Genomic DNA, 21899 nt, shown 5'->3' with positions numbered 1-21899 from the left:
GGTTCGAAGGGTCGGCGGCTTGAGGTGAGTGCTTCCGCCCTAACATCAGGCGGATGAGCACCACCCATTTCGGCTTCGAGAAGGTCGACGAAAGCGAAAAGGCGCAGCGCGTGCGCGGCGTCTTCGACTCCGTGGCGTCGCGTTACGACCTCATGAACGACCTCATGTCGGCGGGGCTGCACCGCGCATGGAAGGCCTACACCGTGATGGTGGCCAACGTCGGCGAAGGCTCGCGCGTGCTCGACATCGCGGGCGGCACCGGCGATCTCGCGCTGGCTTTCTCGAAGAAGGTGGGCGCGAGCGGGCAGGTGGTGCACACCGACATCAACGAAGCCATGCTCCGCACCGGCCGCGACCGGCTGCTCGATGCGGGCGTGGCGCTGCCCACGATGGTTTGCGACGCCGAGAAGCTGCCTTTCCCCGACGACCACTTCGACGTGGTCACCGTGGCCTTCGGCCTGCGCAACATGACGCACAAGGACGCGGCGCTCAAGGAAATGAACCGCGTGCTCAAGCCGCGCGGCAAGCTGCTGGTGCTCGAGTTCTCGAAGGTTGCCAAGCCGCTGGCCAAGGCCTACGACTGGTATTCGTTCAATGTGCTGCCGCGCCTGGGCAAGCTGGTGGCGGGCGACGACGCCAGCTACCGCTACCTGGCCGAATCGATCCGGATGCATCCGGCGCAGGAAGAGCTCAAGACCCTCATGAAAGAGGGCGGTTTTGGGCATGTGGATTATCACAACATGACGGGGGGCGTGGCCGCCCTTCATGTTGGAATCAAGTGTTGATCTGGCGAATACTTCGCTCGAAAGAGGAGACGAGATGAAAAGTTTGAGTTCTTTGTTCCTGGCTGCCGCGCTGGTTCTGGTCAGCGTGCAGGCGGATGCCGCGCGCATGGGCGGCGGCAAGTCGTTCGGGCGCCAGTCGTCCGGCGTGACGCAGCGCCAGTCCACGCCGCCGGCGGCGCCTGCGCAGCAGAACGCGAACGCCGCGACGCCCAAGCCCGCGACGCCCGCTGCGGCGGCGCCGAAGCGCCCCTGGGGCGCCATGCTCGGCGGCCTGGCGGCCGGCCTGGGCCTGGCCTGGCTCGCGAATTCGCTCGGCCTCGGCGCCGGCTTTGCCAACATCCTGCTGATCGCGCTGCTCGCGATGGCGGCGCTGTTCGTCTGGCGGATGTTCAAGGCGCGCTCGGCAGCAGCGCCCGCGTCAGGCCGCCGTGGCGGCTTCGCGTTCGAAGGTGCGGGCGGTCCCGCAAACCCGGGCGCGCCGGCACAGTACAGCCCGGCCAACGTCGGCAACGACGCCTCGGCGCGTCCCTGGGAGCGCAACACCGCTGCCTTCGACGCCTCGCCGGCCCATGGCAGCAGCCTTTCCGCGGCAGGCGCCGCAGCGGGCGGCAGCATGATCGGCTCGGCGCTCGCGGGTTCGCAGAGCTGGGGCATTCCGGCCGGCTTCGACGTCGACGGCTTCCTGGCCGCCGCCAAGCGCAACTTCGTGACGCTGCAGGACGCCTGGGACCGTGCCGACGTGACCATGCTGCGCTCGATGATGACCGACGAGATGGTCGAGGAGATCCGCACCCAGCTGGCGGACCGTGCAAGCCACACGGGCGGCGCATCGAACAAGACCGAGGTCGTGATGCTCGATGCCAAGCTGCTCGGCATCGAGGAACTGGCCGACGTCTACATGGCGAGCGTGGAGTTCTCGGGCATGATCCGCGAGGACGCCTCGGCCGGTCCGGGCCCGTTCCGCGAAGTCTGGAACATGACCAAGCCGACCAGCGGCACTGGCGGCTGGCTGGTTGCGGGCGTCCAGGCGCTGCAGTAGGCGCATTCCGGCGGTCGCGAGACCGCCTGCTGAACCGATAATGGGGACATGGCCACACCATCGTCCCCATTTTCTTTTCTCGGTGATCTCTTCAACCGCATCGGCGAGCGCCTGCAGCCGCCCGCCTGGGCGGTGCACGAGATCCAGCACCGCGCGGTGCTGTTTCTCAATCATGTGCTGCAGCAGGAGCCCGAAGCCCAGCAGCGGCTGCTGCGGCAGCAGGGGCGCGTGGTGCGCTTCCAGTGGCGCTTCGTGACCATGGAGCTGGTGGCCACGCCGGCCGGCCTGCTCGACCTCGCGCCGCCGGGCTCGGTGCCCGAGCTCACGCTCACCGTCACCGACGAATCCCCGTTCGACCTGGCCCGTGCCACGCTGCGTGGCGACAAGCCCGCGGTGCAGATCGTCGGTGACGTGCAGCTCGCGGCCGAGGTCAACTGGCTGGTCGACCACGTGCGCTGGGACGTCGAAGACGATCTCGCCCGCGTGATCGGCGACGTGCCGGCGCACACCGTGGCCGAGGGCGCACGCCGCGTCGCCGGCGCGCTGCGCCAGTTCGCCTCGGGCGCACGCCCCGGCCCGCAGGCGGGCAAGGCCGAATGAGGCGCTTCTATCGCGGTTTCGTCATCGTCTGGGTCGCGCTGCGCTACGGCCTCGACGAGCTCGTGCTCACGAGCTTCCAGAAGCCGTGGCTGCGCGTCGTGGCGCGCGTGGTCTCGATCGGCCGCAACCTCGATGCGCCGCGCGGCCAGCGGCTGCGCGAGGCGCTCGAGCGGCTGGGCCCGATCTTCGTCAAGTTCGGCCAGGTGTTGTCGACCCGCCGCGACCTGCTGCCGCCCGACATCGCCGACGAACTCGCCTTTCTCCAGGACCGGGTGCCGCCGTTCCCGTCGTCGGTGGCCATTGCCACGATCGAGCGGGCCTTCCGCCGGCCGGTGAGCGACGTGTTCGTGCAGTTCGACGAGACGCCGGTGGCGAGCGCGTCGATCGCGCAGGTGCATTTCGCCACCATCCGCACCAGCACCGGCGAGGTGCGCGAGGTGGCCGTCAAGGTGCTGCGTCCCAGCATGCAGGGCGTGATCGAGAAGGACCTCGCCCTCATGGCCATGATGGCCGGCTGGGTCGAGGGCCTGTCGGCCGACGGCAAGCGGCTGAAGCCGCGCGAGGTGGTGGCCGAGTTCGACAAGTACCTGCACGACGAGCTCGACCTGGTGCGCGAGGCGGCCAATGCCGCCCAGCTGCGGCGCAACATGGCCTCGCTCGAGCTGGTGCTGATCCCCGAGATGTTCTGGGACTTCTGCCATCCCGAGGTGATCGTGATGGAGCGCATGAACGGCGTGCCGATCGCCCAGCTCGACCGCCTGCGCGCGGCCGGCGTCGACATTCCCAAGCTCGCGCGCGACGGCGTCACCATCTTCTTCACCCAGGTGTTCCGCGACGGCTTCTTCCACGCCGACATGCACCCGGGCAACATCCAGGTGAGCCTGGCGCCCGAGACCTTCGGCCGCTACATCTCGCTCGACTTCGGGATCATCGGCACGCTGACGGAGTCGGACAAGGAATACCTCGCGCAGAACTTCGTGGCCTTCTTCCGGCGCGACTACAAGCGCGTGGCCGAACTGCACCTCGAAAGCGGCTGGGTGCCCGAAGGCACGCGCATCGATGAACTCGAGGCGGCGATCCGCACCGTCTGCGAGCCGTACTTCGACCGCCCGCTGAAAGAGATATCCCTCGGCATGGTTCTGATGCGGCTGTTCCAGACTTCGCGCCGGTTCCACGTCGAGATCCAGCCGCAGCTGGTGCTGCTGCAGAAGACGCTGCTCAACATCGAGGGGCTGGGCCGCCAGCTCGACCCCGAACTCGACCTTTGGCACACCGCCAAGCCCTTTCTCGAGAAGTGGATGGTCGACCAGATCGGGCCGAAGAAGCTGTTCCAGCAGCTGCGGGCCGAGGCGCCGCGCTACGCGAAACTGCTGCCGCAGCTGCCGCGCCTGCTGCACGAGTACCTCGAGAATCGGGCGCCCGACCATCGCCGCGAGCTGCTCGAACTGCTGGCCGCGCAGAAGCGCACCAACCGGCTGCTGCAGGCCATCATCTACGGTGGCATGGGATTTGTATTGGGGTTGCTCGCCATGCAGGTGCTGGTGCGCGTGAAATTGTTCTAGAGGAGAGAGTCTCGTGCTGCTGACGCTGGTTGTCATCTATCTGCTGGTCACCATCGCCATCGGGCTCTATGCCGCAAAGCGGGTGAAGAACACCACCGACTTCGCGATCGCCGGGCGGCACCTGCCGCTGTTCATGATCGTGACGACCACGTTCGCCACCTGGTTTGGCTCGGAAACGGTGCTCGGCATTCCCGCCAAGTTCATCGAGAGCGGCCTGAACGGCGTGATCGAAGACCCCTTTGGCGCCGGCACCTGCCTGATCCTCGTGGGGCTGTTCTTCGCGGGCAAGCTCTACCGCATGACGCTGCTCACGATCAGCGACTACTACCGCGAGCGCTATGGCCGCGGCGTGGAGGTGGCGTGTTCGCTGATCATCATGCTGAGCTATCTCGGCTGGGTTTCGGCGCAGGTCACGGCGCTCGGGCTGGTTTTCAACGTGCTCTCGGGCGGCGCCATCGGCATAGCGGCCGGCATGGTGATCGGCGTGCTTTCCATCCTGGCCTACACGCTGTTCGGCGGCATGTGGTCGGTGGCCGTGACCGATTTCCTCCAGATGATCATCCTGGTCGCGGGCCTCGCGATCATCGCGGTGTTCGCCGGCCAGATGGCCGGCGGCGCCGACAAGGTGCTGGCCTTCGCCGTGAGCAAGGACCTCTTCAGGTTCTGGCCCGAGCCGAACTGGCACGACATGGTCTTCTTCTTCGCTGCCGCCATCACCATGATGCTCGGCTCCATTCCGCAGCAGGACGTGTTCCAGCGCGTGATGTCGGCCAACAGCGTCAAGGGCGCGACACGCGGTCCGGTGATCGGCGGCATCGCCTACATCTTGTTCGCGGCCGTGCCGATGTTCCTGGTGGCGAGCGCCTTGCTGATCATGCCGGAGCAGACCGCCGCTCTGCTGAAGGACGATCCGCAGAAGGTGCTGCCGACGCTGGTGCTCGAGAAGATGCCGTTCGTCATGCAGGTGCTGTTCTTCGGGGCGCTGCTGTCGGCCATCAAGTCGACCGCGTCGGCCACGCTGCTGGCGCCGAGCGTCACCTTCACCGAAAACATCTGGCGCCAGTTCCGGCCCGCGGGCACCGACCGGCAGAACCTCAGGACCATGCGTATCACGGTGCTGGTGTTCAGTGCGGCGGTGCTCGCCTATGCGATCCGCATGCAGGGCACGCCGATCTACGAACTGGTCTCGGGCGCCTACCAGGTGCCGCTGGTCGGCGCCTTCGTGCCGCTGGTATGTGGCCTCTACTGGCGCCGCGCGACAACGCAGGGCGCGCTGGCGGCCATCGCCGCGGGCATTGGCGTGTGGCTGCTCTTCCTGTACACCCCCTGGGGCGAGGAATTCCCGGCCCAGCTGGCCGGCGTGCTCGCCTCGTTCGGCGGCATCCTCGCCGGATCGCTGCTGCCGCAGTGGGTGACCGACACCCGCACGCCGCACCGGATGCTGGTCACCGAAGCGGTCTGAGCGGGCGCTGGCAGGGGCCGGCCCTTATAATCGAGGGCTTTGCGAGCGGTTCGCGCCAGCGTTCTGGCGCCGCTTTTCCTCACTCAATTCCATGCCCATCTACGCCTACAAGTGCAGCGCCTGCGGCTTTGCCAAGGACGCCCTGCAGAAAATGTCCGACGCGCCGCTCACGGTGTGCCCGGCGTGCGGCGCGAGCGCATTCGAGAAGCAAGTCACTGCTGCCGGCTTCCAGCTCAAGGGGTCCGGCTGGTACGTGACCGATTTCCGCGATGGCGGCGGCAAGAAGCCCGAGGCCGCCACGGCCAAGAACGGCGACGCGGCCGCCGCGCCTGCGGGCACGGCCCCGGCGGCGGATGCTTCCTCCAGCCCTGCGCCTGCGCCTGCACCTGCGCCGGCCTCCAGCCCCGCCCCGGCGCCTGCCGCGGCCGCCAAGAGCGACTGAGACGCCACGCCCCATGCACGCCCTGCGCAAATGGCTGTTCTCCGGCCTGCTGGTGATCGTTCCGCTGTTCATCACCCTGGCGGTGCTGAAGTGGATCATCGACACGCTGGACCAGACCCTCTGGGTGCTGCCGCTCGCGTGGCAGAACTGGCTGCACGAGAACAACGTGCGCGGGCTCGGCGTGCTGCTCACGCTCGCCATCCTGCTGGTGGTCGGCGCGGTAGCGAGCAATTTCGTGGGCAAGCGCCTGCTCGGATGGGGCGACGCGGTGGTGCGGCGCATCCCGGTGGTGCGCTCGATCTACTCCAGCGTCAAGCAGGTGTCGGACACGCTGTTCTCCGAGAACGGCAATGCCTTCCGCACGGCCGTGCTGGTGCAGTGGCCGCGCGAAGGCCTCTGGACCATTGCCTTCGTGACCGGCACGCCCGGCCCCGAGGTGGTCGGGCATCTCGGCGGCGGCGACTACCTGGGCGTCTACGTCCCGACCACGCCCAATCCCACGGGCGGCTATTTCGTGATGCTCAAGCGCAGCGACTGCATCGAACTCAGGATGAGCGTGGACGAAGCGCTCAAGTACATCGTCTCGATGGGCGTGGTCGTCCCCGGCGGCCCTTCGTCCATCGCGAGCAAGTAATACCAATGCGCCTTTGCGGCGCCGGAATCCAACCATGGCCATGCGTACTCACTATTGCGGTCTTGTGACCGATGCCCTGATGGGCCAAACCGTCACCCTGTGCGGCTGGGTTAACCGCCGGCGCGACCACGGCGGCGTGATCTTCATCGACGTGCGCGACCGCGAAGGCTATGTGCAGGTGGTGTGCGACCCCGACCGCGCCGCCACCTTCGCCGTGGCCGAGAATCTGCGCAACGAGTTCTGCGTGCAGATCACCGGCCTGGTGCGTGCCCGCCCCGAAGGCACCACCAACGACCAGCTCAAGAGCGGCAAGATCGAAGTGCTGTGCCATGAGCTCAAGGTGCTGAACCCGTCGGTCACGCCGCCGTTCCTGCTCGACGACGACAACCTCTCGGAAACCACGCGCCTCACGCACCGCGTGCTCGACCTGCGCCGCCCTGCGATGCAGCGCAACCTGATGCTGCGCTACAAGGTGACGATGGAGACGCGCAAGTTCCTCGACGCCAACGGCTTCATCGACATCGAGACGCCGATGCTCGGCAAGTCCACGCCCGAAGGCGCGCGCGACTATCTCGTGCCGAGCCGGGTGCACGACGGCAGCTTCTTCGCGCTGCCGCAGTCGCCGCAGCTCTTCAAGCAGTTGCTGATGGTGGCCGGCTACGACCGCTACTACCAGATCGTGAAGTGCTTCCGCGACGAGGACCTGCGCGCCGACCGCCAGCCCGAATTCACCCAGATCGACATCGAGACCTCGTTCCTCGCCGAGGAGGAGATCCGCGAAATGTTCGAAGGCATGATCCGCAACGTGTTCCGCAACGCCGCGGGCATCGACCTGCCGGTGTTCCCGACCATGAGCTATGCCGACGCGATGTTCAAGTACGGCTCCGACAAGCCCGACCTGCGCGTGAAGCTCGAGTTCACCGAACTCACCGAGACCATGAAGCGCGTCGAGTTCAAGGTGTTCTCGAACGCCGCCACCATGAAGGGCGGCCGCGTGGTCGCGCTGAAGGTGCCGGGCGGCGGTGCCGAAGGCGGCCTCTCGCGCGGCGAGATCGATGCCTACCAGGAGTTCGTCAAGATCTACGGCGCCAAGGGCCTGGCCTACATCAAGGTCAACGACGCCGCCGCGGGCCGTGACGGCCTGCAGAGCCCGATCGTCAAGAACCTCGACGATGCGGCGCTGGCCGAGATCATCGCGCGCACGGGCGCGGTCAATGGCGACATCCTGTTCTTCGGCGCCGACAAGGAAAAGGTCGTCAACGACGCCATGGGCGCGCTGCGCGTGAAGATCGGTCACAGCCCCTTCGGCCGCAAGGCGGGCCTGTTCGAGGACCGCTGGGCGCCGTTGTGGGTGGTCGATTTCCCTATGTTCGAGTTCGACGAGGAAGGCCAGCGCTGGAGCGCCGTGCACCATCCGTTCACCGCACCCAAGGACGGCCACGAAGACCTCATGGACACCGCGCCCGAGAAGTGCATCGCCAAGGCCTACGACATGGTGCTCAACGGCATCGAGATGGGTGGCGGCTCGGTGCGTATCCACCGCGAGGAAGTGCAGAGCAAGGTGTTCCGCGCGCTCAAGATCAACGCCGAGGACGCGCAGGCCAAGTTCGGCTTCCTGCTCGATGCGCTGCAGTACGGCGCACCGCCGCACGGCGGCATCGCGATCGGCTTGGACCGCCTCGTCATGCTCATGACGGGCGCCGAGTCGATCCGCGACGTGATCGCCTTCCCCAAGACCCAGCGCGCGCAAGACCTGCTCACGCAGGCGCCGAGCCCGGTCGACGAGAAGCAGCTGCGCGAGCTGCACATCCGGCTGCGCAACACTCAGCAGCCCGCGGCCTGACGCAGGCATGACGACGCCCGCCCGGCCCTGGAAGATTCCGGAGTCGGTGTTGGTCGTCATCCATACGCCCGCGCTCGAGGTCCTGCTGATCCGCCGCGCCGACACCCGCGAATTCTGGCAATCGGTGACCGGCAGCAAGGACGTGGCCGACGAGCCGCTCGCGCTCACCGCGGCACGCGAGGTGGCCGAGGAAACCGGCATCCAGTGCGGCGAGGGCAGTCCGCTCGCTGCGCGGCTGGTCGACTGGCAGCTGCAAAACGTCTACGAGATTTATCCGGCGTGGCGCGCGCGCTACGCACCCGAGGTCACGCACAACACCGAGCACCTGTTCGGCCTGTGCGTGCCCGAGCGCCTGACGCCGGTGCTCGCGCCGCGCGAACACGACGACTGGAAGTGGCTGCCCTATCGCGAGGCCGCCGACGCCTGCTTTTCCCCATCGAACGCCGAAGCCATTCTGTTGCTGCCAGAATTTATGCGATGAACCTGCCGGCACAGACGCTTCGCGTCGCCACCTACAACATCCACAAGGGCGTGCAGGGCATCGGTCCGGCACGGCGGCTGGAGATCCACAACCTCGGCCACGCCATCGAACAACTCGACGCCGACATCGTCTGCCTGCAGGAAGTGCGCAAGATGAACCGACAGGGCGAGGCGCGGTTCGCGCGTTGGCCCGAGCTGCCGCAGGCCGATTTTCTGGCGCCCGAGGGCTACACCGCGGTCTACGAGACCAACGCCGTCACGCGCCACGGCGAGCACGGCAACGCGCTGCTGACGCGCTGGCCCGTCATCCGCACCGGCCACCGCGACATTTCCGACCATCGCTTCGAGCAGCGCGGGCTGCTGCATGTGGTGATCGACGTCGAGGGACACCCGGTGCATGCGATCGTGGTGCACCTGGGGCTCATCAAGGGCAGCCGCGTGCGGCAGGTGGCCCGGCTGCGCGAGTTCATCGACACCGAGGTGCCGCCCGACGAGGCGGTGGTGGTCGCGGGCGATTTCAACGACTGGGGCGCGCGCATGCGCTACGCGATGAACGCGATGGGCCTGCGCGACACCAGCGACCTGCGCGGGCCGCGCACGCTCACCTACCCGTCGCGCCTGCCGGTGGCGCAGCTCGATTTCGTCTACGGGCGCCGGCTCGAACCGGTGGCCTGCTCGGTGCCGCGCGGGCCGATCTGGGCGCGGATGTCGGACCATCTGCCGTTGGTAGCCGACTTCACGCTTCCGAATTGATAGCAGTTGTCGCAGAAGCCACGGGCGGTGCAGGGCTGAAGAGCTCAAAGCCATTCGCTGGTACGATGCCCGGATGCTGAGGAAAACCGACGTGGAACCGCGCCCTGAAGGACACAACGACGACGAGGGCACCCCCGTCTCCGTGAAGATCCGCGAACGCCTGCAGGCTGCGCGCAAGCGCTTCAATGCCAACGACAACATCGCCGAGTTCATCGAGCCGGGCGAGCTCGAGTCCTTGCTCGACGAGGTCGAGGTCAAGATGAAGGGCGTGCTCGAGAGCCTGGTGATCGATCTCGACAACGACCACAACACCGGCAACACCGCGCGCCGCGTCGCCAAGATGTACCTGAACGAAGTGTTCAGGGGCCGCTACGTGGCGCCGCCCGCGCTCACCGAGTTTCCCAATGCCGAGCACCTGAACGAACTGATGATCGTCGGCCCGATCACCGTGCGCAGCGCCTGTTCACACCACTTCTGCCCAATCATCGGCAAGCTGTGGATCGGCGTCATGCCGAACGAGCACACCAACGTCATTGGCCTGTCCAAATACGCGCGGCTCGCCGAATGGGTGATGGGCCGGCCGCAGATCCAGGAAGAAGCCGTGGTGCAGCTGGCCGACCTGATCCAGGAGAAGACGCAGCCCGACGGGCTGGCGCTCGTCATGGAGGCCGAGCACTTCTGCATGGCCTGGCGCGGCGTGAAGGAAATGGACAGCAAGATGATCAATTCCGTCATGCGCGGCGTGTTCCTCAAGGACCCGAGCCTGCGTCGCGAATTCCTGTCCCTGCTGCCAAGGAAAAACTGACCATGCTGGTTCGACTTCTCTACGCCAGCCGCGCCGTCGACACGAGCCCCGAGGCGATCGACGCCATCCTCGCGCAGTCGCGCTCCCACAACCCGGCCTCGGGCATCACCGGCATCCTCTGCTACGGCGGCGGTACCTTCCTGCAGGCGATCGAGGGCGGGCGCGAAGCGATCAGCGAGCTCTACGGCCACATCCAGCGCGATGCGCGCCACAAGGACGTGGTGCTGCTGCACTACGAAGAGATCTCCGAGCGGCGCTTCGGCGGCTGGACCATGGGGCAGGTCAACCTGTCGAAGCTCAACGCCTCGACGCTGCTCAAGTATTCGGAAAAGCCCGAACTCAATCCGTATGCCGTTTCCGGGAAAGTGTCGCTGGCGCTGCTCGAAGAGCTGATGGCCACCGCGGCCATCGTCGGGCGCCACTGATCCTGTCCCTCGGGCGAGGGGCAGGCCGACGATGCTGCTTTTCGGATGCGACTTCTCCTGCGCGCCCACGGCGCGCAAGCCGATCGTGGTCGCGACCGGCGAGGCGAGCGGCACGGGCGCCCTGGCGCTGACCCGCCTGCTGCGCTTCAGCACGCTCGAGGGCTGGGCCGAATGGCTTGGCACCGAGCCGGCATGGATCGGCGGCTTCGATTTTCCGTTCGGTCTGCCGCGCGAGCTGGTGCAGCACCTGCGGTGGCCACTCGAGTGGGAGGCGCTCATGCGCCACTACGCGGGCCTGAGCCGCGCCGAGATCCGCAAAACCTTCGCGGCCTTTTGCGCGACCCGCCCCGTGGGCGGCAAGTTCGCGCACCGGGCGACCGACGCGCCGGCCGGGTCGAGCACCTCTATGAAGTGGGTCAATCCGCCGGTGGCGTTCATGCTCCACGCCGGCGTGTCGCCGCTGCTGGCCGCCGGGGCCAGCCTGCCGGGGCTGCACGTCGGCAACCACGCCGACCGCATCGCGCTCGAAGCCTATCCGGGCCTGCTCGCGCGCGAGCTGATCGGCCGGCGCAGCTACAAGAACGACGACCGCGCGAAGCAGACGCCCGAGCGGCTTGCGGCGCGCACCGACTTGGTCGCCGCGCTCGAGGCAGGCACCTCGCGCCTGGGCTTGCGGCTGGGGCTCGACGCCGCGCACCGCGCCGACCTGCTCGGGGATGCTCAGGGCGATCATCTCGACGCCGTGCTGTGCTTCGTCCAGGCGGCCTGGGGCGCGGAACGCACGTCCATGCCGGGGCCGGGCTACGGGCTACCCGAAGCAATCGATCCGCTCGAGGGCTGGATCGTCACGGCCTGAGCCTTGTTGTCCTACAAGGTTTTGCGGGGTCGGCCAGCACGACGGGCGTGCGCGAGAAGCTAGATTGAAGTGCGGCCCACTTCGGGCCGCACTTTTTGCGCTTTCCCTGCTCCCTGCGAGCCAACGGAGGATTTCCAATGAACACAACACATCGTTCCATCACTGCCGTGCTACTGGCCGGCGCGGCTCTAGCCCTGGCGGCCTGCGACAACGCCGACAACAAAACCGCCGGGCAGCAACTCGACAGCGCGATTGCCAAGACCGAGCAGGCCGCCGAGACCGCGGCCGCCAAGACCGCGGAAGCGCTGAAGGACGCCAAGGACAAGATCGATGCCTCGGGCACCACCGCAGAGGTGAAGGATGCAGCCAAGGACGCCGGCACTGCCATGAGCGCCACCGTGGACGACGCCGCGATCACGGCCTCGGTGTCCGCCGGGCTTGCCAAGGACCCGGACCTGAGCGCGATCAAGATCGACGTCGACACGAAATCCGGCGTGGTGAGTCTGAAGGGCCCGGCGCCCACCGCGGCTGCCAAGGCCCGCGCCGAAGAAATCGCCAAGAGCGTGCAGGGCGTGAGCTCGGTGAACAACCTGCTCGAGGTCCGCAACTGAGGCAGCTTGGACGCACTGCATGAAAAAGCCCGGCAGATCCGGGCTTTTTCATGGGCGGCCGCCAAGTCAGTGGCCGAGCCAGTCGCTGAGCTCGTCGGCGTGCTCTTCCTCGTCCGACAGGATGTCCTCGAGCATGCGCCGCGTGGTCGGGTCCTTGTCGCCGATCAGGTGGATCATCTGGCGGTAGGTCTCGACCGCGATGCGCTCGGCGATGAGGTTGGCGCGCACCATGGCCTGAAGGTCGGTCGATTCGTCGTAACTCGCATGGCTGCGGTCGAGCAGGTGGTTCGGGGCGAAATCGGGTTCGCCGCCGAGCTGCACGATGCGCTCGGCAATGCGGTCGGCATGGGCCGACTCCTCGTTCGCATGCACGAGGAACTCGTCGGCGATCGCGGGCGAGGAAACGCCGCTGGCCGTGAAATAGTGCCGCTTGTAGCGCAACACGCACACCAGTTCGGTCGCCAGGGCATCGTTCAGGAGCTTGACGACGTCGTCGCGCCACGGGCCATAGCTCGGTGTGACCGCGCCTTCGTCGAGGCTCCTGGCGGCGGCGCCGATCGCCGCTTCGTCGAGCACCAGGCGCTGGTGTTCGGCGGGACGGGCGTCGGCTTGGGAAACGGGGGCATTCATCGGGAGTCCTTTCGTGGGCTTGTGTTTTTCTGCTGCATCAGCGTGTTGACGACGTCAGCCACATCGGATGTCTTGAGCACTGCCGCCAGCACCGCCGTGAAAGAAAGCAGCCGCCACGGCTTGACGAGCACCAGAACGGCGCCCGTGGCCGCGGCCACGGCCATGAGCTTGGCCGGTTCCTTGCGCGCGTAGCGCTCGAGCACCGGGCGTGCCAGCTGGCCCATCGCATGGGCGGGGTGGCGGCGCCACCAGCGCTCGGTCATGCTTCGCGCCATCGAGAACCAGGGCAGCGAGGCGCCTGCAGCGCGCTCGTCGTCGGGCGACTGTGCAGCACCTCGCATGGCGGCCGCCTGCGTGTGCGGTTCGCCGTGCCAGCGCTCGTCGGTCTGATCGTATCCAGCCTCGTCGTATCGAGGCTCGTCGCGGCCGCCGTTCAGTTGCCGCACCAGCGCGCGGCGCGACAGTGCCAGCCGCTCCTGCGGCGTGAGGAGGCTGCGTTCAACGTCGTCCATCGCGGGCTCCTGCTTCGTGCAATGCCCGCAGGTCGGCATCGACCTGGGCTCGAAGATCGTCGAATCCGTGGCCCGGGAAGGGCCGAGTCGCAATCCAGGTGCACAGGCCGGCCACGGCCAGCGCCACCCCGGGGACCGCGACCAGCACCCAGTGGAAGCTCCCGTGCAGCACGCCGAGCAGCACCGCGACGCCGATCAGACCCAGCGCCAGCATCGCGCTCGCCGCCGCGAAGATGCCGGCGAGCATGCGGGCCAGCAGGCTGCGACCTGCTTCCGAGGCCTCCTGCCGTACCAGTGCCGCATAGTTCGCCGCATGTTCGGCGATGAGTTCCGGATGCCCGAGCACCGTGGAAAAGATCGGATGGAGCATGGTGCGCGGGATCCGAGCGTCAACCTGTGGTCAGAGGGATCAGTAGTCGTCGCTGCGGCCGCGGCTGGCCAGCACGATGAGTGCGGTGATGGCGGCGCCGGCTGCGGCGGCAATCAGCACCGAGCGCACGGGCTGGTCGGAGATGTAGCGCCCGGTCACGTCGGCTGCCTGCTCCAGGCGGCGCTGCGCGCGTGCGCTGGTGGTCGACGCCGCATCGAGGCCGCGCTGCACCGCTTGCTGAACGCGCGCTGCGAGTTGCTCGACCCCGGGTTCCACGTCGCGACGCAGTTCGCGGACCTTCTCGCCGGCTGCGTTCACCGCGTTCTGCGCATAGGCGCGCGTGCTTTCGACCGCTTCATTGGCGGTCTGGCGTGCGTCATCGGCGAGTTGCGAAGGGGTCTTTGTCGTGTTCATGGGGGAGTTTCCTTTCCGGGGAGATGAAATGCGGGAGCCTGAGGATCGTACCTACGCTACTTGCGTCGTAGCAAGCCGGCCAGGAAGCTGGCAATGGCGAGCACCACGAAGATCACGAACAGGATCTTGGCGATGCCCGCCGCGCTGGCTGCGATGCCGCCGAAACCGAGCACGGCGGCGATCAGCGCGATGACCAGAAACACCACTGCGTAATGCAACATGTGGACTCCTTCGAGACTTCGCTCGTTGTTGGCAAATGCTGCCACGGCCCGCGTCATGTGACGGGTGGGAAATGGCAGCGTGGTGCAACCTTAAGTGGTGGCCTCGCAAAGGGTTGTCAGCGCCAGGGCGCGGGGAGCGTAGGAGATGGCCGAGTTCCCAGGAGGCTGTCGGGCTTGGGCATGGCCCCGCGTTGTGCGAGACAGGGCGCAGGCAAGGCGCCAAGCGCAAGCTGGACTGATGTCCAGCGAGCATTGGCAACGCCGCATGCGCCCTGTCTCGTGCAACCCTTCGGGCCGTTTGCTGGGACTGCCATGCCCAAGCCCGACAGCCTCCTGGATCAAGGCAGCTTGGCCACGGGCAGCATGGCGCTCAGGCGCGTGCCGCGCCCCGGCGTCGAGGTGATCGTGAGCTTGCCGCGCGCCGCCTCGACACGGTGGCGCATCCCCGCGAGCCCATGCGTCGATGGGCGCATGCGCAGCGGGTCGAAACCCTTGCCGTTGTCGGCCACTTCCACGATCACGTGGTTCTCGTAGTTCTTCAGCACGATCGTCGCTTCGGTGGCCTCGGCGTACTTGCCGATGTTGGTCAGGCTTTCCTGCACCATGCGGTAGATGGTGAGCTGGCGCGACTCGTCCATCGTCACCGGTTCGAGTGCCATCTGCACCGGAATGCCCGAGCGTTCGGCGAACTCGCGCCCGAGGATCTCGAGCGAAGCCACCAGCCCGAGGTTGGACAGCGACGAAGGGCGCAGGTCCTCGATGATGCGGCGCTTGAGCGCGATGCCGCTGTTGAGGAGCTCGGTCAGGTGCTGCAGCCGCTGGCTGGCGTCAGGGGTGTCGAGCAACCTCGACTTGAGCCGCGCCACATCGAGCTTGGCCGCGGTCAGCAGCGAGCCGAGCTCGTCGTGCAGCTCGCGTGCGAGGTAGCCGCGCTCGGTCTCGCGCACGTCCTGCAGGTGGGTGGCCAACTCGGCCAGCGAGGCGGTGCGCTCGCGCACCTCGTCCTCGAGCGCGTTGCGCTCGCGCTGCAGCGCCTCTTGCTGGCGCTCGCCGACCGAGCGCAGCGCATGCGACTGCCGCAGGTACAGGAAGAAGGCCAGCAGGGCGGCGAGCGCCACGATGGCGGTACCGATGCGAGCGAGCCGCAGCGACTTCATCACCTGGACCTGGGCGTCGTGCAGGGTCCGGTTGCTGGCCTCGATCAGCTCGCTCGCGGTCTTGCGGATGGCGTCCATCTCCTCGCGGCCGACGTCGGTCGTGATGACGAACTTCCATGCGTCTTCCTGGCCGTCCTTGCGTAGCCGCACGCTCATGTCCATTTCGGCAATCTTGCGCAGCACGTGCTTCGACAATTCGGTCAGGCGGGCGCGTTCGGCCGGCTGGTCGGCGTAGAGTTGGCGCAGCGCGGCGAGATGCCCGTCGACCTGCTTCACCGCCGAGTCGTAGGGTTGTCGGTAGCTCGCTTCGCCGGTGAGCAGGTACCCTCGCTGTCCGGTCTCGGCGTCGAGCATGTTCTGCAGCAGCTGGTTGAGCGTGCTGCGTACCTTTTGCGCCTCGCCGATGTTGGCGAGGGCCTGGCTCGACTGGCGGTAGCCCGCCTCGTTGATGCCGACGAGGGCCAGCGCAGCCAGCGCCGCGAGCAGCAGGCTTACGGCCATTTTTGGGGGGGCTAACCAGTGCATGAAACTTTAGCGGGTACGTTCAACACAAGTTCGTGAATAATTGACAACAAGCAGGGACCGGCATGTTGCGGCTTCCGCGCTCGCGACACAACGACGAAAGTAACAGATGATCAAAATTGGAATTGTGGATGACCACGCTATCGTGAGGTCCGGCCTCCGGCAGTTCTTCTCCGAGCATGTCGACCTTCGCGTCGCCGGCGAAGCCGCCAGCGGACGCGAGGCCATCGAGCTGGTGCGCACCACCGAGCTCGACGTGCTGGTGATGGACCTCTCCATGCCGGGGCAGAGCGGCATCGACGCGCTGGCGATGATCCGCGCCAAGGCGCCGGACGTGGGCATCCTCATCCTCAGCGGGTACCCCGAAGAGCACTACGCGATGAACCTCATCCGCCAGGGGGCGAGCGGCTACCTCAACAAGGAATGCGACCCGATGGAGATCGTCAATGCGATCCGCACCATCTCGCTCGGCCGCCGCTACATCACGCCGGCCGTGGCCGAACTGCTCGCACGCCAGCTCGACCGCAAGGACGACGCGGCGCCCCACGAGCAGCTGTCGGAGCGCGAGTTCCAGGTTTTCCTGAAGCTCGCCAAGGGCGAAACCGCAGGCGACATCGCCAAGACGCTGTCGCTGTCGGTCAAAACCGTGAGCACCTACCGCACGCGCCTGATGGAAAAGATGAACCTGTCGTCCAACAGCGACCTCACCTATTACGCGCTGAAGAACAAGCTGATCGATTGAGCAGCCCCCGACCTGGAGTACGAGGCCGCCCGGTGCGGCCTTTTCTTCGTCTTGTCCTCCGTCAGTCGGTGGTGCCGCTCGCGGGGCGGTGCGCCACCGCCTCGAGGATGCAGAAGTCGACCAGGGCATCGATCTCGTTCGACTTGTCGAACACGGCGTCGACGCCGAATTCCGCGCAGCGCCGCCGGATGTCGGGCGTCGCATAGTTGCTGAGCACCACCACCTTCTGGTGCGCCTTGCGCGCGGCGCAGGCCTGGAGCACGCCGAGGCCGCTGCCCTGCTTGAGGAAGAGGTCGACCACGGCAAGATCCCATTCGTCGCCGTGCGACTGCAGCCACTGTCTTGCGTGGACTTCGGTTTCTGCGAAGCCGACCACCGTCGTGCAGGTGAGCTCTTCCAGGGTGCCAATGAGGTTTTCACGGATCGTGAGGTTGTCTTCGACGATGTAGGTCTGCAATCTGGTGTCCATGCCGAACCGCGCTTCCTCTCACGTTGGCAGGCGTCGCCGCGCAACGCCTGCTGGCGACTGCCTGGGCATCGAAGGGTGGGGCTCCGCCGACGAGCATCATGCAGGGTTCGGAGGAAGCGTGTTGTAGGCGGGTTCCGACGACCGCCTTTGTGCTGCCCTCCGCCGTAGGCATTGACTCACGACGCATGCGGTCGACTGCCGACCCGAAACACCGCAACGAAGGTATATCCAGGACACCATGCCAACGAACGTCTTTCGCACCCGGCCACTGTGGCTCAAGCTGCTGGCCGGCTTCGTGCTGCTTCTTGCGGCACTCATGCTCCTGCTGGCGTTCTTTCCGTGGGACACCCTGCGTGAACCCGTGAACCGCTACGTCAGCGAGAAGACCGGCCGCAAGTTCGAGATCACGCGCCGGCTCGACGTAGGCATCGGGCTGCGCGGCGCGACCGTGAAGGCCGACGGGATCGAGTTCGCCAATCCGCCCTGGGCGCGCGATCCGTACCTGCTGAAGGCCGAGCACGCCGAGTTCGACATCCGGCTCTGGCCGCTGGTGCTGCGGCAGCAGGTCGTGATCCCGCGCCTTGCACTGGCCTCGCCCACGGTCGGGCTGCAGATGGAGGCCGACGGGCGCCGCACCTGGGCGTTCGGCAAGGACACCTCCGACGCGGGTACGGTGCCGGTCATCGGGGCGGTGCAGGTCGACGGCGGCGCCATCGATTTCCTGGCCAAGCACCTGGGGGTGGACGTGCATGCGGACGTGAGCTACGACACCAGCCGCGGCGACCTGCCGCTGGCCTACAAGATCAAGGGGCGCTACAAGGGCCAGCCGCTGACCGCCGACGGCCGCACCGGCAACGTGCTGCAGCTCAACGCCGCCGGGCAGCCGCCGTTTCCGCTCGAGATCGACGCGAAGGCCGGACAGACGCGGCTCAAGGCCGCTGGCACCGTGGGCCAGTTTGCCGACCTGGACGGCATCGAGGCCAAATTCGATCTCAAGGGCCAGACGCTCGGTGCGCTGTTCCCGCTGCTGGGCATTGCGCTGCCGGAGACCTCGCCCTATGCGCTGAGCGGCGATCTGCGGAAGCGCGGCACGCTGTGGGAAGTGGCCGGGCTCAAGGGCCGGCTCGGCCTGTCGGACATCGGCGGCGACATGCGCTTCGACCAGGGCGCTGCCGTGCCGCAACTCTCGGGCGAGCTGCGCTCGAAGGTGATGGACATGGACGACCTGGGGCCGCTGATCGGCCTGCGGCCCACCGAGCGCTCGGCCAAGGCCGTGGAGGGCGTGGCGCCGCCGCCGACGATCCAGGACCGGCGCGCCTCGGGCGCCAAGGTGCTGCCCACGGCCCCGCTCGACTTCGAACGCCTGCGCGCGATGAATGCCGACGTCAAGTACACGGCGGACCGCATCCGCAACGTGCGCGACGTTCCGCTCGACCGCGGCAGCGTGCAGGTCAAGCTCAAGGACGGCGTGCTGGCGCTCGAACCGCTCGACCTGGGCATTGGCGGCGGCAAGCTGGCGGGCGCGATCCGCATCGACGCGACCCAGAATCCCGCGGATATCCGCGCTTCGCTCGATCTGCGAAACGTGCAGCTCAACCGGCTGATCCCGAAGGTCGAGACCATGCGCAGCAGCTTCAGCAGGCTCGATGGCCGGGTCAACCTGTCGGGTCGCGGCAACTCGGTGGCCGGCTGGCTCGGCGCCGCCTCGGGCGATGTGGCGGCACTGACCGGACGCGGGCGCTTCAGCAACCTGCTGCTCGAGTTCATGGGGCTTGATGGCGGCGAGATCATCAAGTTTCTGCTGGGCGGCGACCGCAACGTCGAACTGCGCTGCGCGGCGGTGGCCTTCGACGTCGACAAGGGCGTCATGCGCAGCCGCAGCATGGTGCTCGACACCGAAGACACCGTCTTCTACGTTACCGGCGAGGCCAATCTCGCGACCGAGAAGCTCGACTTCGTGGTGCGGCCGCAGCCCAAGGACGCGAGCATCCTCTCGCTGCGCACGCCGCTGGTCATCGGCGGCACCTTTGGCTCGCCCTCGGGCGGCGTCCAGGCGATGCCACTGGCGGAACGCGGCCTGGTCGCGCTGGCACTCGGGGCGATCAACCCGCTGCTCGCGCTGGCGGCGACCATCGAGACCGGCCCCGGCGAGGATGCCGATTGCAAGAGCGTGCTGTCGGACGCCAACAAGCCCTCGGCGGGCCCTGCAGCGGCCGGCGCCGCGAAGGCAAAGGGCGCAAAGACGAACGGTGCGCCGGCGACGCAGCGTTGAGCGTCAGTGCCCCGGGCGCGTGGCGCATACGCTGCAGTGGGGGTCGCGCGCGACCTGCAGCGTGTCGAAGGCGCTGCGGCGTCCGTCGAACATCAGGAGCCTGCCGGCGAGCGACGGTCCGATGTCCGCGAGCAGCTTCAGCGCTTCGCTGGCCTGCAGCGTGCCGATGGTGCCGACCACTGGCCCGAAGACCCCGAGCACCGCGCAGAGCGTCTCCTCGAAGGCTGCATCGGGCGGAAAGAGGCAGGCGTAGCAGGGCGAGGCGTCGTCGCGGGTGTCGTAGACGCTCAGCTGGCCGTCGAAGCGGATCGCCGCGCCCGCGACCAGCGGCTTGCCATGCGCCACGCAGGCGCGGTTCACCGCATGGCGGGTCGCGAAGTTGTCGCAGCAGTCGACCACCACGTCCGCTGCCGCAACGAGCCGTGCGAGCAGCGCCTCGTCGGCGCGCACCGCATGCGTCTCGATGGCGATGCCGGGATTGATGTCGCGCATGGCCTCGGCGGCCGATTCGACCTTGGGCCGGCCGACACGGGCGTTCGTGTGGGCGACCTGGCGCTGGAGGTTGGTGAGGTCGACCTCGTCGTCGTCGACCAGCACGACGTGGCCGACGCCCGCCGCAGCAAGGTACAGCGCCACGGGCGAGCCGAGGCCGCCAGCGCCGATCACCAGCACCCGGCCGGCGCTGACCCGCGCCTGCCCGTCGATGCCGAATTCCTCGAGAAGGATGTGGCGCGAATAGCGCAGGAGTTCGCTGTCTTCCATGCGCGCGTACTTACTCACCAAGCCGGCGGTCGGCCTCAGTTTTCCTTCTTCTCTTCCTTGTTGTCGACGATGACCTGGGTCTTGCTGACCAGCACCGGCTGGCCCTTCAGGCGATTGAGCGCCTGAACCAGCGGGAAGTCCTTGTCGCTGCCGAATTCGGGCACCTTGCGGTCCTGCGGCGGCTTCTTGGCTTCTTCCTCGAGGCGCTTGCGGGCCTCGTCGCGGGCCTTCTCGCGCTCGGGGTCCTTGACCTCAGGGCCCTGGCCGCTTGCCAGGTGCTTTTCGAGGTCGGCTTCGCGCATCCGCAGCGCGGCGAACGGGCTGCCCTCGGCGCTTTCATCGACCAGCACGTTGGGCACGATGCCCTTGGCCTGGATCGACGTGCCGCTCGGCGTGTAGTAACGCGCGGTGGTGATCTTCAGGCCGGTGTCGGGGCCGAGCGGGCGCACCGTCTGCACCGAGCCCTTGCCGAAGGTCTGGCTGCCCATGATGGTGGCGCGCTTGTGGTCCTGCAGCGCGCCGGCCACGATCTCGCTCGCCGACGCCGAGCCTTCATTGACCAGCACCACGAGCGGCACGGTCTTCAGGGCCGCAGGCAGGTTGCGCAGCGGGTCGCTGCCCGAACGGCGCTGGTAGAACTCGGGCGCCGCCTTGTAGACCGACTTGCTCTCGGCGAGCTGGCCGTCGGTCGTGACCACCGTGACGTTCTCGGGCAGGAAGGCCGCCGAAATGGCCACCGCCGCATCGAGCAGGCCGCCGGGATCGTTGCGCAGGTCGAGCACGAGGCCCTTGAGGTTGGGTTGCTCGCGGTAGATCTCGTCGACCTTCTTCACGAAGTCGTCGACCGTGCGCTCCTGGAACTGCGACACGCGGATCCAGCCATAGCCCGGCTCAATGACCTTGCCGCGCACCGACTGGGTGCGGATTTCCTCGCGCGTGATCGTGACCGGGAAGGTGCGGCTCTCGTCCTTGCGGAAGATCGTCAGCAGCACCTTGGTGTTGGCCTCGCCGCGCATGCGCTTGACGGCCTCGTTGAGCGACAGGCCGCGCACGGCCGTGTCGTCGATCTTGGTGATCAGGTCGTTGGGCTTCAGGCCCGCGCGGAAAGCGGGCGAGCCCTCGATCGGCGACACCACCTTGATCAGGCCGTCTTCCTGCGAGATCTCGATGCCGACGCCGACGAAGCGGCCCGTCGTGCCCTCGCGGAATTCCTTGAAGGACTTCTTGTCGAAGTACTGCGAATGCGGATCGAGCCCCGCGACCATCCCCGAGATGGCATCGGAGATGAGCTTTTTCTCGTCGACCGGCTCGACATAGTCGCTCTTGACCATGCCGAACACTGCGGCGAGCTGCTGCAGTTCTTCGAGCGGGAGCGGCGCGAGCGAGCCGCGTGCGACCGTCTGCAGCGAGACGGTGGTCAGGACGCCGGCCACGGCGCCAGCGGCGACCCAGCCGGTAATCTTCAATTTCTGGCCCATCATGAGTGATTGTCCTTGTCGGCTGTCGAACCAATATACACAGCTTGGAAGCA

The 21899-nt window shown here is 67.2% G+C and carries 25 protein-coding genes; 16 read left to right on the top strand and 9 right to left on the bottom strand.

What is annotated here, in order from left to right; all coding sequences use genetic code 11:
- Positions 1 to 53 precede the first annotated feature (53 nt).
- From ubiE to AC3A6G_RS05145, 14 genes are all read left to right on the top strand, one after another.
- Positions 54 to 785: a bifunctional demethylmenaquinone methyltransferase/2-methoxy-6-polyprenyl-1,4-benzoquinol methylase UbiE gene (ubiE, locus tag AC3A6G_RS05210; RefSeq protein ID WP_487858561.1), complete on the top strand. Its 732-nt coding sequence runs from the start codon at positions 54 to 56 to the stop codon at positions 783 to 785.
- Between the two features lie 34 nt (positions 786 to 819).
- Complete coding sequence (locus AC3A6G_RS05205) at positions 820 to 1824, top strand: Tim44 domain-containing protein (RefSeq protein WP_487858560.1); 1005 nt, start codon at positions 820 to 822, stop codon at positions 1822 to 1824.
- Between the two features lie 48 nt (positions 1825 to 1872).
- Positions 1873 to 2424 (top strand): ubiquinone biosynthesis accessory factor UbiJ, encoded by a 552-nt coding sequence (locus AC3A6G_RS05200; RefSeq protein ID WP_487858559.1) that lies wholly within the window; start codon positions 1873 to 1875, stop codon positions 2422 to 2424.
- Complete coding sequence (gene ubiB, locus AC3A6G_RS05195) at positions 2421 to 3986, top strand: ubiquinone biosynthesis regulatory protein kinase UbiB (protein ID WP_487858558.1); 1566 nt, start codon at positions 2421 to 2423, stop codon at positions 3984 to 3986. The genes AC3A6G_RS05200 and ubiB overlap by 4 nt, the downstream gene beginning before the upstream one ends.
- Before the next feature lie 13 nt (positions 3987 to 3999).
- A complete protein-coding gene (locus AC3A6G_RS05190; RefSeq protein ID WP_487858557.1) occupies positions 4000 to 5448 on the top strand; it encodes a high affinity choline transporter 1 in 1449 nt (482 codons plus the stop codon).
- Between the two features lie 91 nt (positions 5449 to 5539).
- Positions 5540 to 5890, top strand: coding sequence for an FmdB family zinc ribbon protein (locus tag AC3A6G_RS05185; protein WP_487873219.1), 351 nt, complete (start codon positions 5540 to 5542; stop codon positions 5888 to 5890).
- 13 nt (positions 5891 to 5903) lie between these two features.
- Positions 5904 to 6524, top strand: a complete 621-nt coding sequence (locus AC3A6G_RS05180; RefSeq protein WP_487873218.1) for a DUF502 domain-containing protein — start codon at positions 5904 to 5906, stop codon at positions 6522 to 6524.
- A gap of 34 nt (positions 6525 to 6558) precedes the next feature.
- Positions 6559 to 8367 (top strand): aspartate--tRNA ligase, encoded by a 1809-nt coding sequence (gene aspS / locus AC3A6G_RS05175; protein ID WP_487873217.1) that lies wholly within the window; start codon positions 6559 to 6561, stop codon positions 8365 to 8367.
- A gap of 7 nt (positions 8368 to 8374) precedes the next feature.
- The gene (gene nudB, locus AC3A6G_RS05170; protein ID WP_487873216.1) at positions 8375 to 8848 is read left to right on the top strand and encodes a dihydroneopterin triphosphate diphosphatase; all 474 of its coding nucleotides are present in this window, start codon (positions 8375 to 8377) and stop codon (positions 8846 to 8848) included.
- Positions 8845 to 9600 carry an endonuclease/exonuclease/phosphatase family protein gene (locus AC3A6G_RS05165; protein ID WP_487873215.1) on the top strand — a complete coding sequence of 252 codons (756 nt, stop codon included), beginning with the start codon at positions 8845 to 8847 and terminating at the stop codon, positions 9598 to 9600. The genes nudB and AC3A6G_RS05165 overlap by 4 nt, the downstream gene beginning before the upstream one ends.
- 73 nt (positions 9601 to 9673) lie before the next feature.
- The gene (gene folE, locus AC3A6G_RS05160; RefSeq protein WP_487858551.1) at positions 9674 to 10405 is read left to right on the top strand and encodes a GTP cyclohydrolase I; all 732 of its coding nucleotides are present in this window, start codon (positions 9674 to 9676) and stop codon (positions 10403 to 10405) included.
- 2 nt (positions 10406 to 10407) lie between these two features.
- Complete coding sequence (locus tag AC3A6G_RS05155; protein ID WP_487858550.1) at positions 10408 to 10830, top strand: BLUF domain-containing protein; 423 nt, start codon at positions 10408 to 10410, stop codon at positions 10828 to 10830.
- A gap of 31 nt (positions 10831 to 10861) precedes the next feature.
- Positions 10862 to 11686 (top strand): DUF429 domain-containing protein, encoded by an 825-nt coding sequence (locus AC3A6G_RS05150; RefSeq protein ID WP_487858549.1) that lies wholly within the window; start codon positions 10862 to 10864, stop codon positions 11684 to 11686.
- Positions 11687 to 11823: 137 nt separating this feature from the next.
- A complete protein-coding gene (locus AC3A6G_RS05145) occupies positions 11824 to 12297 on the top strand; it encodes a BON domain-containing protein (RefSeq protein WP_487858548.1) in 474 nt (157 codons plus the stop codon).
- 66 nt (positions 12298 to 12363) lie between these two features.
- On the opposite strand, the gene AC3A6G_RS05140 is transcribed toward AC3A6G_RS05145, so the two are convergent.
- The 6 genes from AC3A6G_RS05140 to AC3A6G_RS05115 form a co-directional block, all read right to left on the bottom strand.
- The gene (locus tag AC3A6G_RS05140) at positions 12364 to 12927 is read right to left on the bottom strand and encodes a ferritin-like domain-containing protein (RefSeq protein WP_487865433.1); all 564 of its coding nucleotides are present in this window, start codon (positions 12925 to 12927) and stop codon (positions 12364 to 12366) included.
- Positions 12924 to 13439, bottom strand: a complete 516-nt coding sequence (locus AC3A6G_RS05135) for a hypothetical protein (RefSeq protein ID WP_487873214.1) — start codon at positions 13437 to 13439, stop codon at positions 12924 to 12926. The genes AC3A6G_RS05140 and AC3A6G_RS05135 overlap by 4 nt, the downstream gene beginning before the upstream one ends.
- The gene (locus AC3A6G_RS05130; protein WP_487858545.1) at positions 13426 to 13809 is read right to left on the bottom strand and encodes a hypothetical protein; all 384 of its coding nucleotides are present in this window, start codon (positions 13807 to 13809) and stop codon (positions 13426 to 13428) included. Before AC3A6G_RS05130 ends, AC3A6G_RS05135 begins: the two co-directional genes overlap by 14 nt.
- Positions 13810 to 13848: 39 nt before the next feature.
- Positions 13849 to 14223, bottom strand: coding sequence for a hypothetical protein (locus tag AC3A6G_RS05125; RefSeq protein ID WP_487858544.1), 375 nt, complete (start codon positions 14221 to 14223; stop codon positions 13849 to 13851).
- 56 nt (positions 14224 to 14279) lie between these two features.
- Positions 14280 to 14444, bottom strand: a complete 165-nt coding sequence (locus AC3A6G_RS05120) for a DUF1328 domain-containing protein (RefSeq protein ID WP_487858543.1) — start codon at positions 14442 to 14444, stop codon at positions 14280 to 14282.
- A gap of 338 nt (positions 14445 to 14782) precedes the next feature.
- Positions 14783 to 16102 carry a CHASE3 domain-containing protein gene (locus AC3A6G_RS05115; RefSeq protein ID WP_487858542.1) on the bottom strand — a complete coding sequence of 440 codons (1320 nt, stop codon included), beginning with the start codon at positions 16100 to 16102 and terminating at the stop codon, positions 14783 to 14785.
- A gap of 130 nt (positions 16103 to 16232) precedes the next feature.
- Here AC3A6G_RS05115 and AC3A6G_RS05110 point away from each other — a divergent pair, with 130 nt between their 5' ends.
- Positions 16233 to 16865: a response regulator gene (locus AC3A6G_RS05110; protein ID WP_015866882.1), complete on the top strand. Its 633-nt coding sequence runs from the start codon at positions 16233 to 16235 to the stop codon at positions 16863 to 16865.
- Between the two features lie 61 nt (positions 16866 to 16926).
- Here AC3A6G_RS05110 and AC3A6G_RS05105 read toward each other — a convergent pair whose 3' ends face one another.
- Complete coding sequence (locus AC3A6G_RS05105) at positions 16927 to 17334, bottom strand: response regulator (RefSeq protein ID WP_487858541.1); 408 nt, start codon at positions 17332 to 17334, stop codon at positions 16927 to 16929.
- 238 nt (positions 17335 to 17572) lie between these two features.
- Here AC3A6G_RS05105 and AC3A6G_RS05100 point away from each other — a divergent pair, with 238 nt between their 5' ends.
- Entirely contained in the window at positions 17573 to 19606 is a 2034-nt protein-coding gene (locus AC3A6G_RS05100; protein ID WP_487873213.1) for an AsmA family protein, read from the top strand.
- Positions 19607 to 19609: 3 nt separating this feature from the next.
- Here the strand turns inward: AC3A6G_RS05100 and AC3A6G_RS05095 are convergent, their stop codons facing one another.
- Complete coding sequence (locus AC3A6G_RS05095; protein ID WP_487873212.1) at positions 19610 to 20368, bottom strand: HesA/MoeB/ThiF family protein; 759 nt, start codon at positions 20366 to 20368, stop codon at positions 19610 to 19612.
- Positions 20369 to 20403: 35 nt separating this feature from the next.
- The gene (locus AC3A6G_RS05090; protein ID WP_487858634.1) at positions 20404 to 21846 is read right to left on the bottom strand and encodes a S41 family peptidase; all 1443 of its coding nucleotides are present in this window, start codon (positions 21844 to 21846) and stop codon (positions 20404 to 20406) included.
- Positions 21847 to 21899: the final 53 nt, after the last annotated feature.

The organism is Variovorax sp. Soil_C_26, from assembly GCF_057657075.1.
This window is presented reverse-complemented; position numbering and strand designations above follow the sequence as displayed.

What these genes read in the sequence shown, in the direction of transcription:
- AC3A6G_RS05135 (WP_487873214.1), bottom strand. Translation starts at nt 13,439, where the DNA reads ATGGACGACGTTGAACGCAGCCTCCTCACGCCGCAGGAGCGGCTGGCA.
- AC3A6G_RS05140 (WP_487865433.1), bottom strand. Translation starts at nt 12,927, where the DNA reads ATGAATGCCCCCGTTTCCCAAGCCGACGCCCGTCCCGCCGAACACCAG.
- AC3A6G_RS05200 (WP_487858559.1), top strand. Translation starts at nt 1,873, where the DNA reads ATGGCCACACCATCGTCCCCATTTTCTTTTCTCGGTGATCTCTTCAAC.
- ubiB (WP_487858558.1), top strand. Translation starts at nt 2,421, where the DNA reads ATGAGGCGCTTCTATCGCGGTTTCGTCATCGTCTGGGTCGCGCTGCGC.
- AC3A6G_RS05150 (WP_487858549.1), top strand. Translation starts at nt 10,862, where the DNA reads ATGCTGCTTTTCGGATGCGACTTCTCCTGCGCGCCCACGGCGCGCAAG.
- AC3A6G_RS05180 (WP_487873218.1), top strand. Translation starts at nt 5,904, where the DNA reads ATGCACGCCCTGCGCAAATGGCTGTTCTCCGGCCTGCTGGTGATCGTT.
- nudB (WP_487873216.1), top strand. Translation starts at nt 8,375, where the DNA reads ATGACGACGCCCGCCCGGCCCTGGAAGATTCCGGAGTCGGTGTTGGTC.
- aspS (WP_487873217.1), top strand. Translation starts at nt 6,559, where the DNA reads ATGGCCATGCGTACTCACTATTGCGGTCTTGTGACCGATGCCCTGATG.
- AC3A6G_RS05165 (WP_487873215.1), top strand. Translation starts at nt 8,845, where the DNA reads ATGAACCTGCCGGCACAGACGCTTCGCGTCGCCACCTACAACATCCAC.
- AC3A6G_RS05130 (WP_487858545.1), bottom strand. Translation starts at nt 13,809, where the DNA reads ATGCTCCATCCGATCTTTTCCACGGTGCTCGGGCATCCGGAACTCATC.
- AC3A6G_RS05095 (WP_487873212.1), bottom strand. Translation starts at nt 20,368, where the DNA reads ATGGAAGACAGCGAACTCCTGCGCTATTCGCGCCACATCCTTCTCGAG.
- AC3A6G_RS05105 (WP_487858541.1), bottom strand. Translation starts at nt 17,334, where the DNA reads ATGGACACCAGATTGCAGACCTACATCGTCGAAGACAACCTCACGATC.
- AC3A6G_RS05185 (WP_487873219.1), top strand. Translation starts at nt 5,540, where the DNA reads ATGCCCATCTACGCCTACAAGTGCAGCGCCTGCGGCTTTGCCAAGGAC.
- AC3A6G_RS05110 (WP_015866882.1), top strand. Translation starts at nt 16,233, where the DNA reads ATGATCAAAATTGGAATTGTGGATGACCACGCTATCGTGAGGTCCGGC.
- folE (WP_487858551.1), top strand. Translation starts at nt 9,674, where the DNA reads ATGCTGAGGAAAACCGACGTGGAACCGCGCCCTGAAGGACACAACGAC.
- ubiE (WP_487858561.1), top strand. Translation starts at nt 54, where the DNA reads ATGAGCACCACCCATTTCGGCTTCGAGAAGGTCGACGAAAGCGAAAAG.
- AC3A6G_RS05100 (WP_487873213.1), top strand. Translation starts at nt 17,573, where the DNA reads ATGCCAACGAACGTCTTTCGCACCCGGCCACTGTGGCTCAAGCTGCTG.
- AC3A6G_RS05120 (WP_487858543.1), bottom strand. Translation starts at nt 14,444, where the DNA reads ATGTTGCATTACGCAGTGGTGTTTCTGGTCATCGCGCTGATCGCCGCC.
- AC3A6G_RS05155 (WP_487858550.1), top strand. Translation starts at nt 10,408, where the DNA reads ATGCTGGTTCGACTTCTCTACGCCAGCCGCGCCGTCGACACGAGCCCC.
- AC3A6G_RS05205 (WP_487858560.1), top strand. Translation starts at nt 820, where the DNA reads ATGAAAAGTTTGAGTTCTTTGTTCCTGGCTGCCGCGCTGGTTCTGGTC.
- AC3A6G_RS05145 (WP_487858548.1), top strand. Translation starts at nt 11,824, where the DNA reads ATGAACACAACACATCGTTCCATCACTGCCGTGCTACTGGCCGGCGCG.
- AC3A6G_RS05115 (WP_487858542.1), bottom strand. Translation starts at nt 16,102, where the DNA reads ATGGCCGTAAGCCTGCTGCTCGCGGCGCTGGCTGCGCTGGCCCTCGTC.
- AC3A6G_RS05125 (WP_487858544.1), bottom strand. Translation starts at nt 14,223, where the DNA reads ATGAACACGACAAAGACCCCTTCGCAACTCGCCGATGACGCACGCCAG.
- AC3A6G_RS05090 (WP_487858634.1), bottom strand. Translation starts at nt 21,846, where the DNA reads ATGGGCCAGAAATTGAAGATTACCGGCTGGGTCGCCGCTGGCGCCGTG.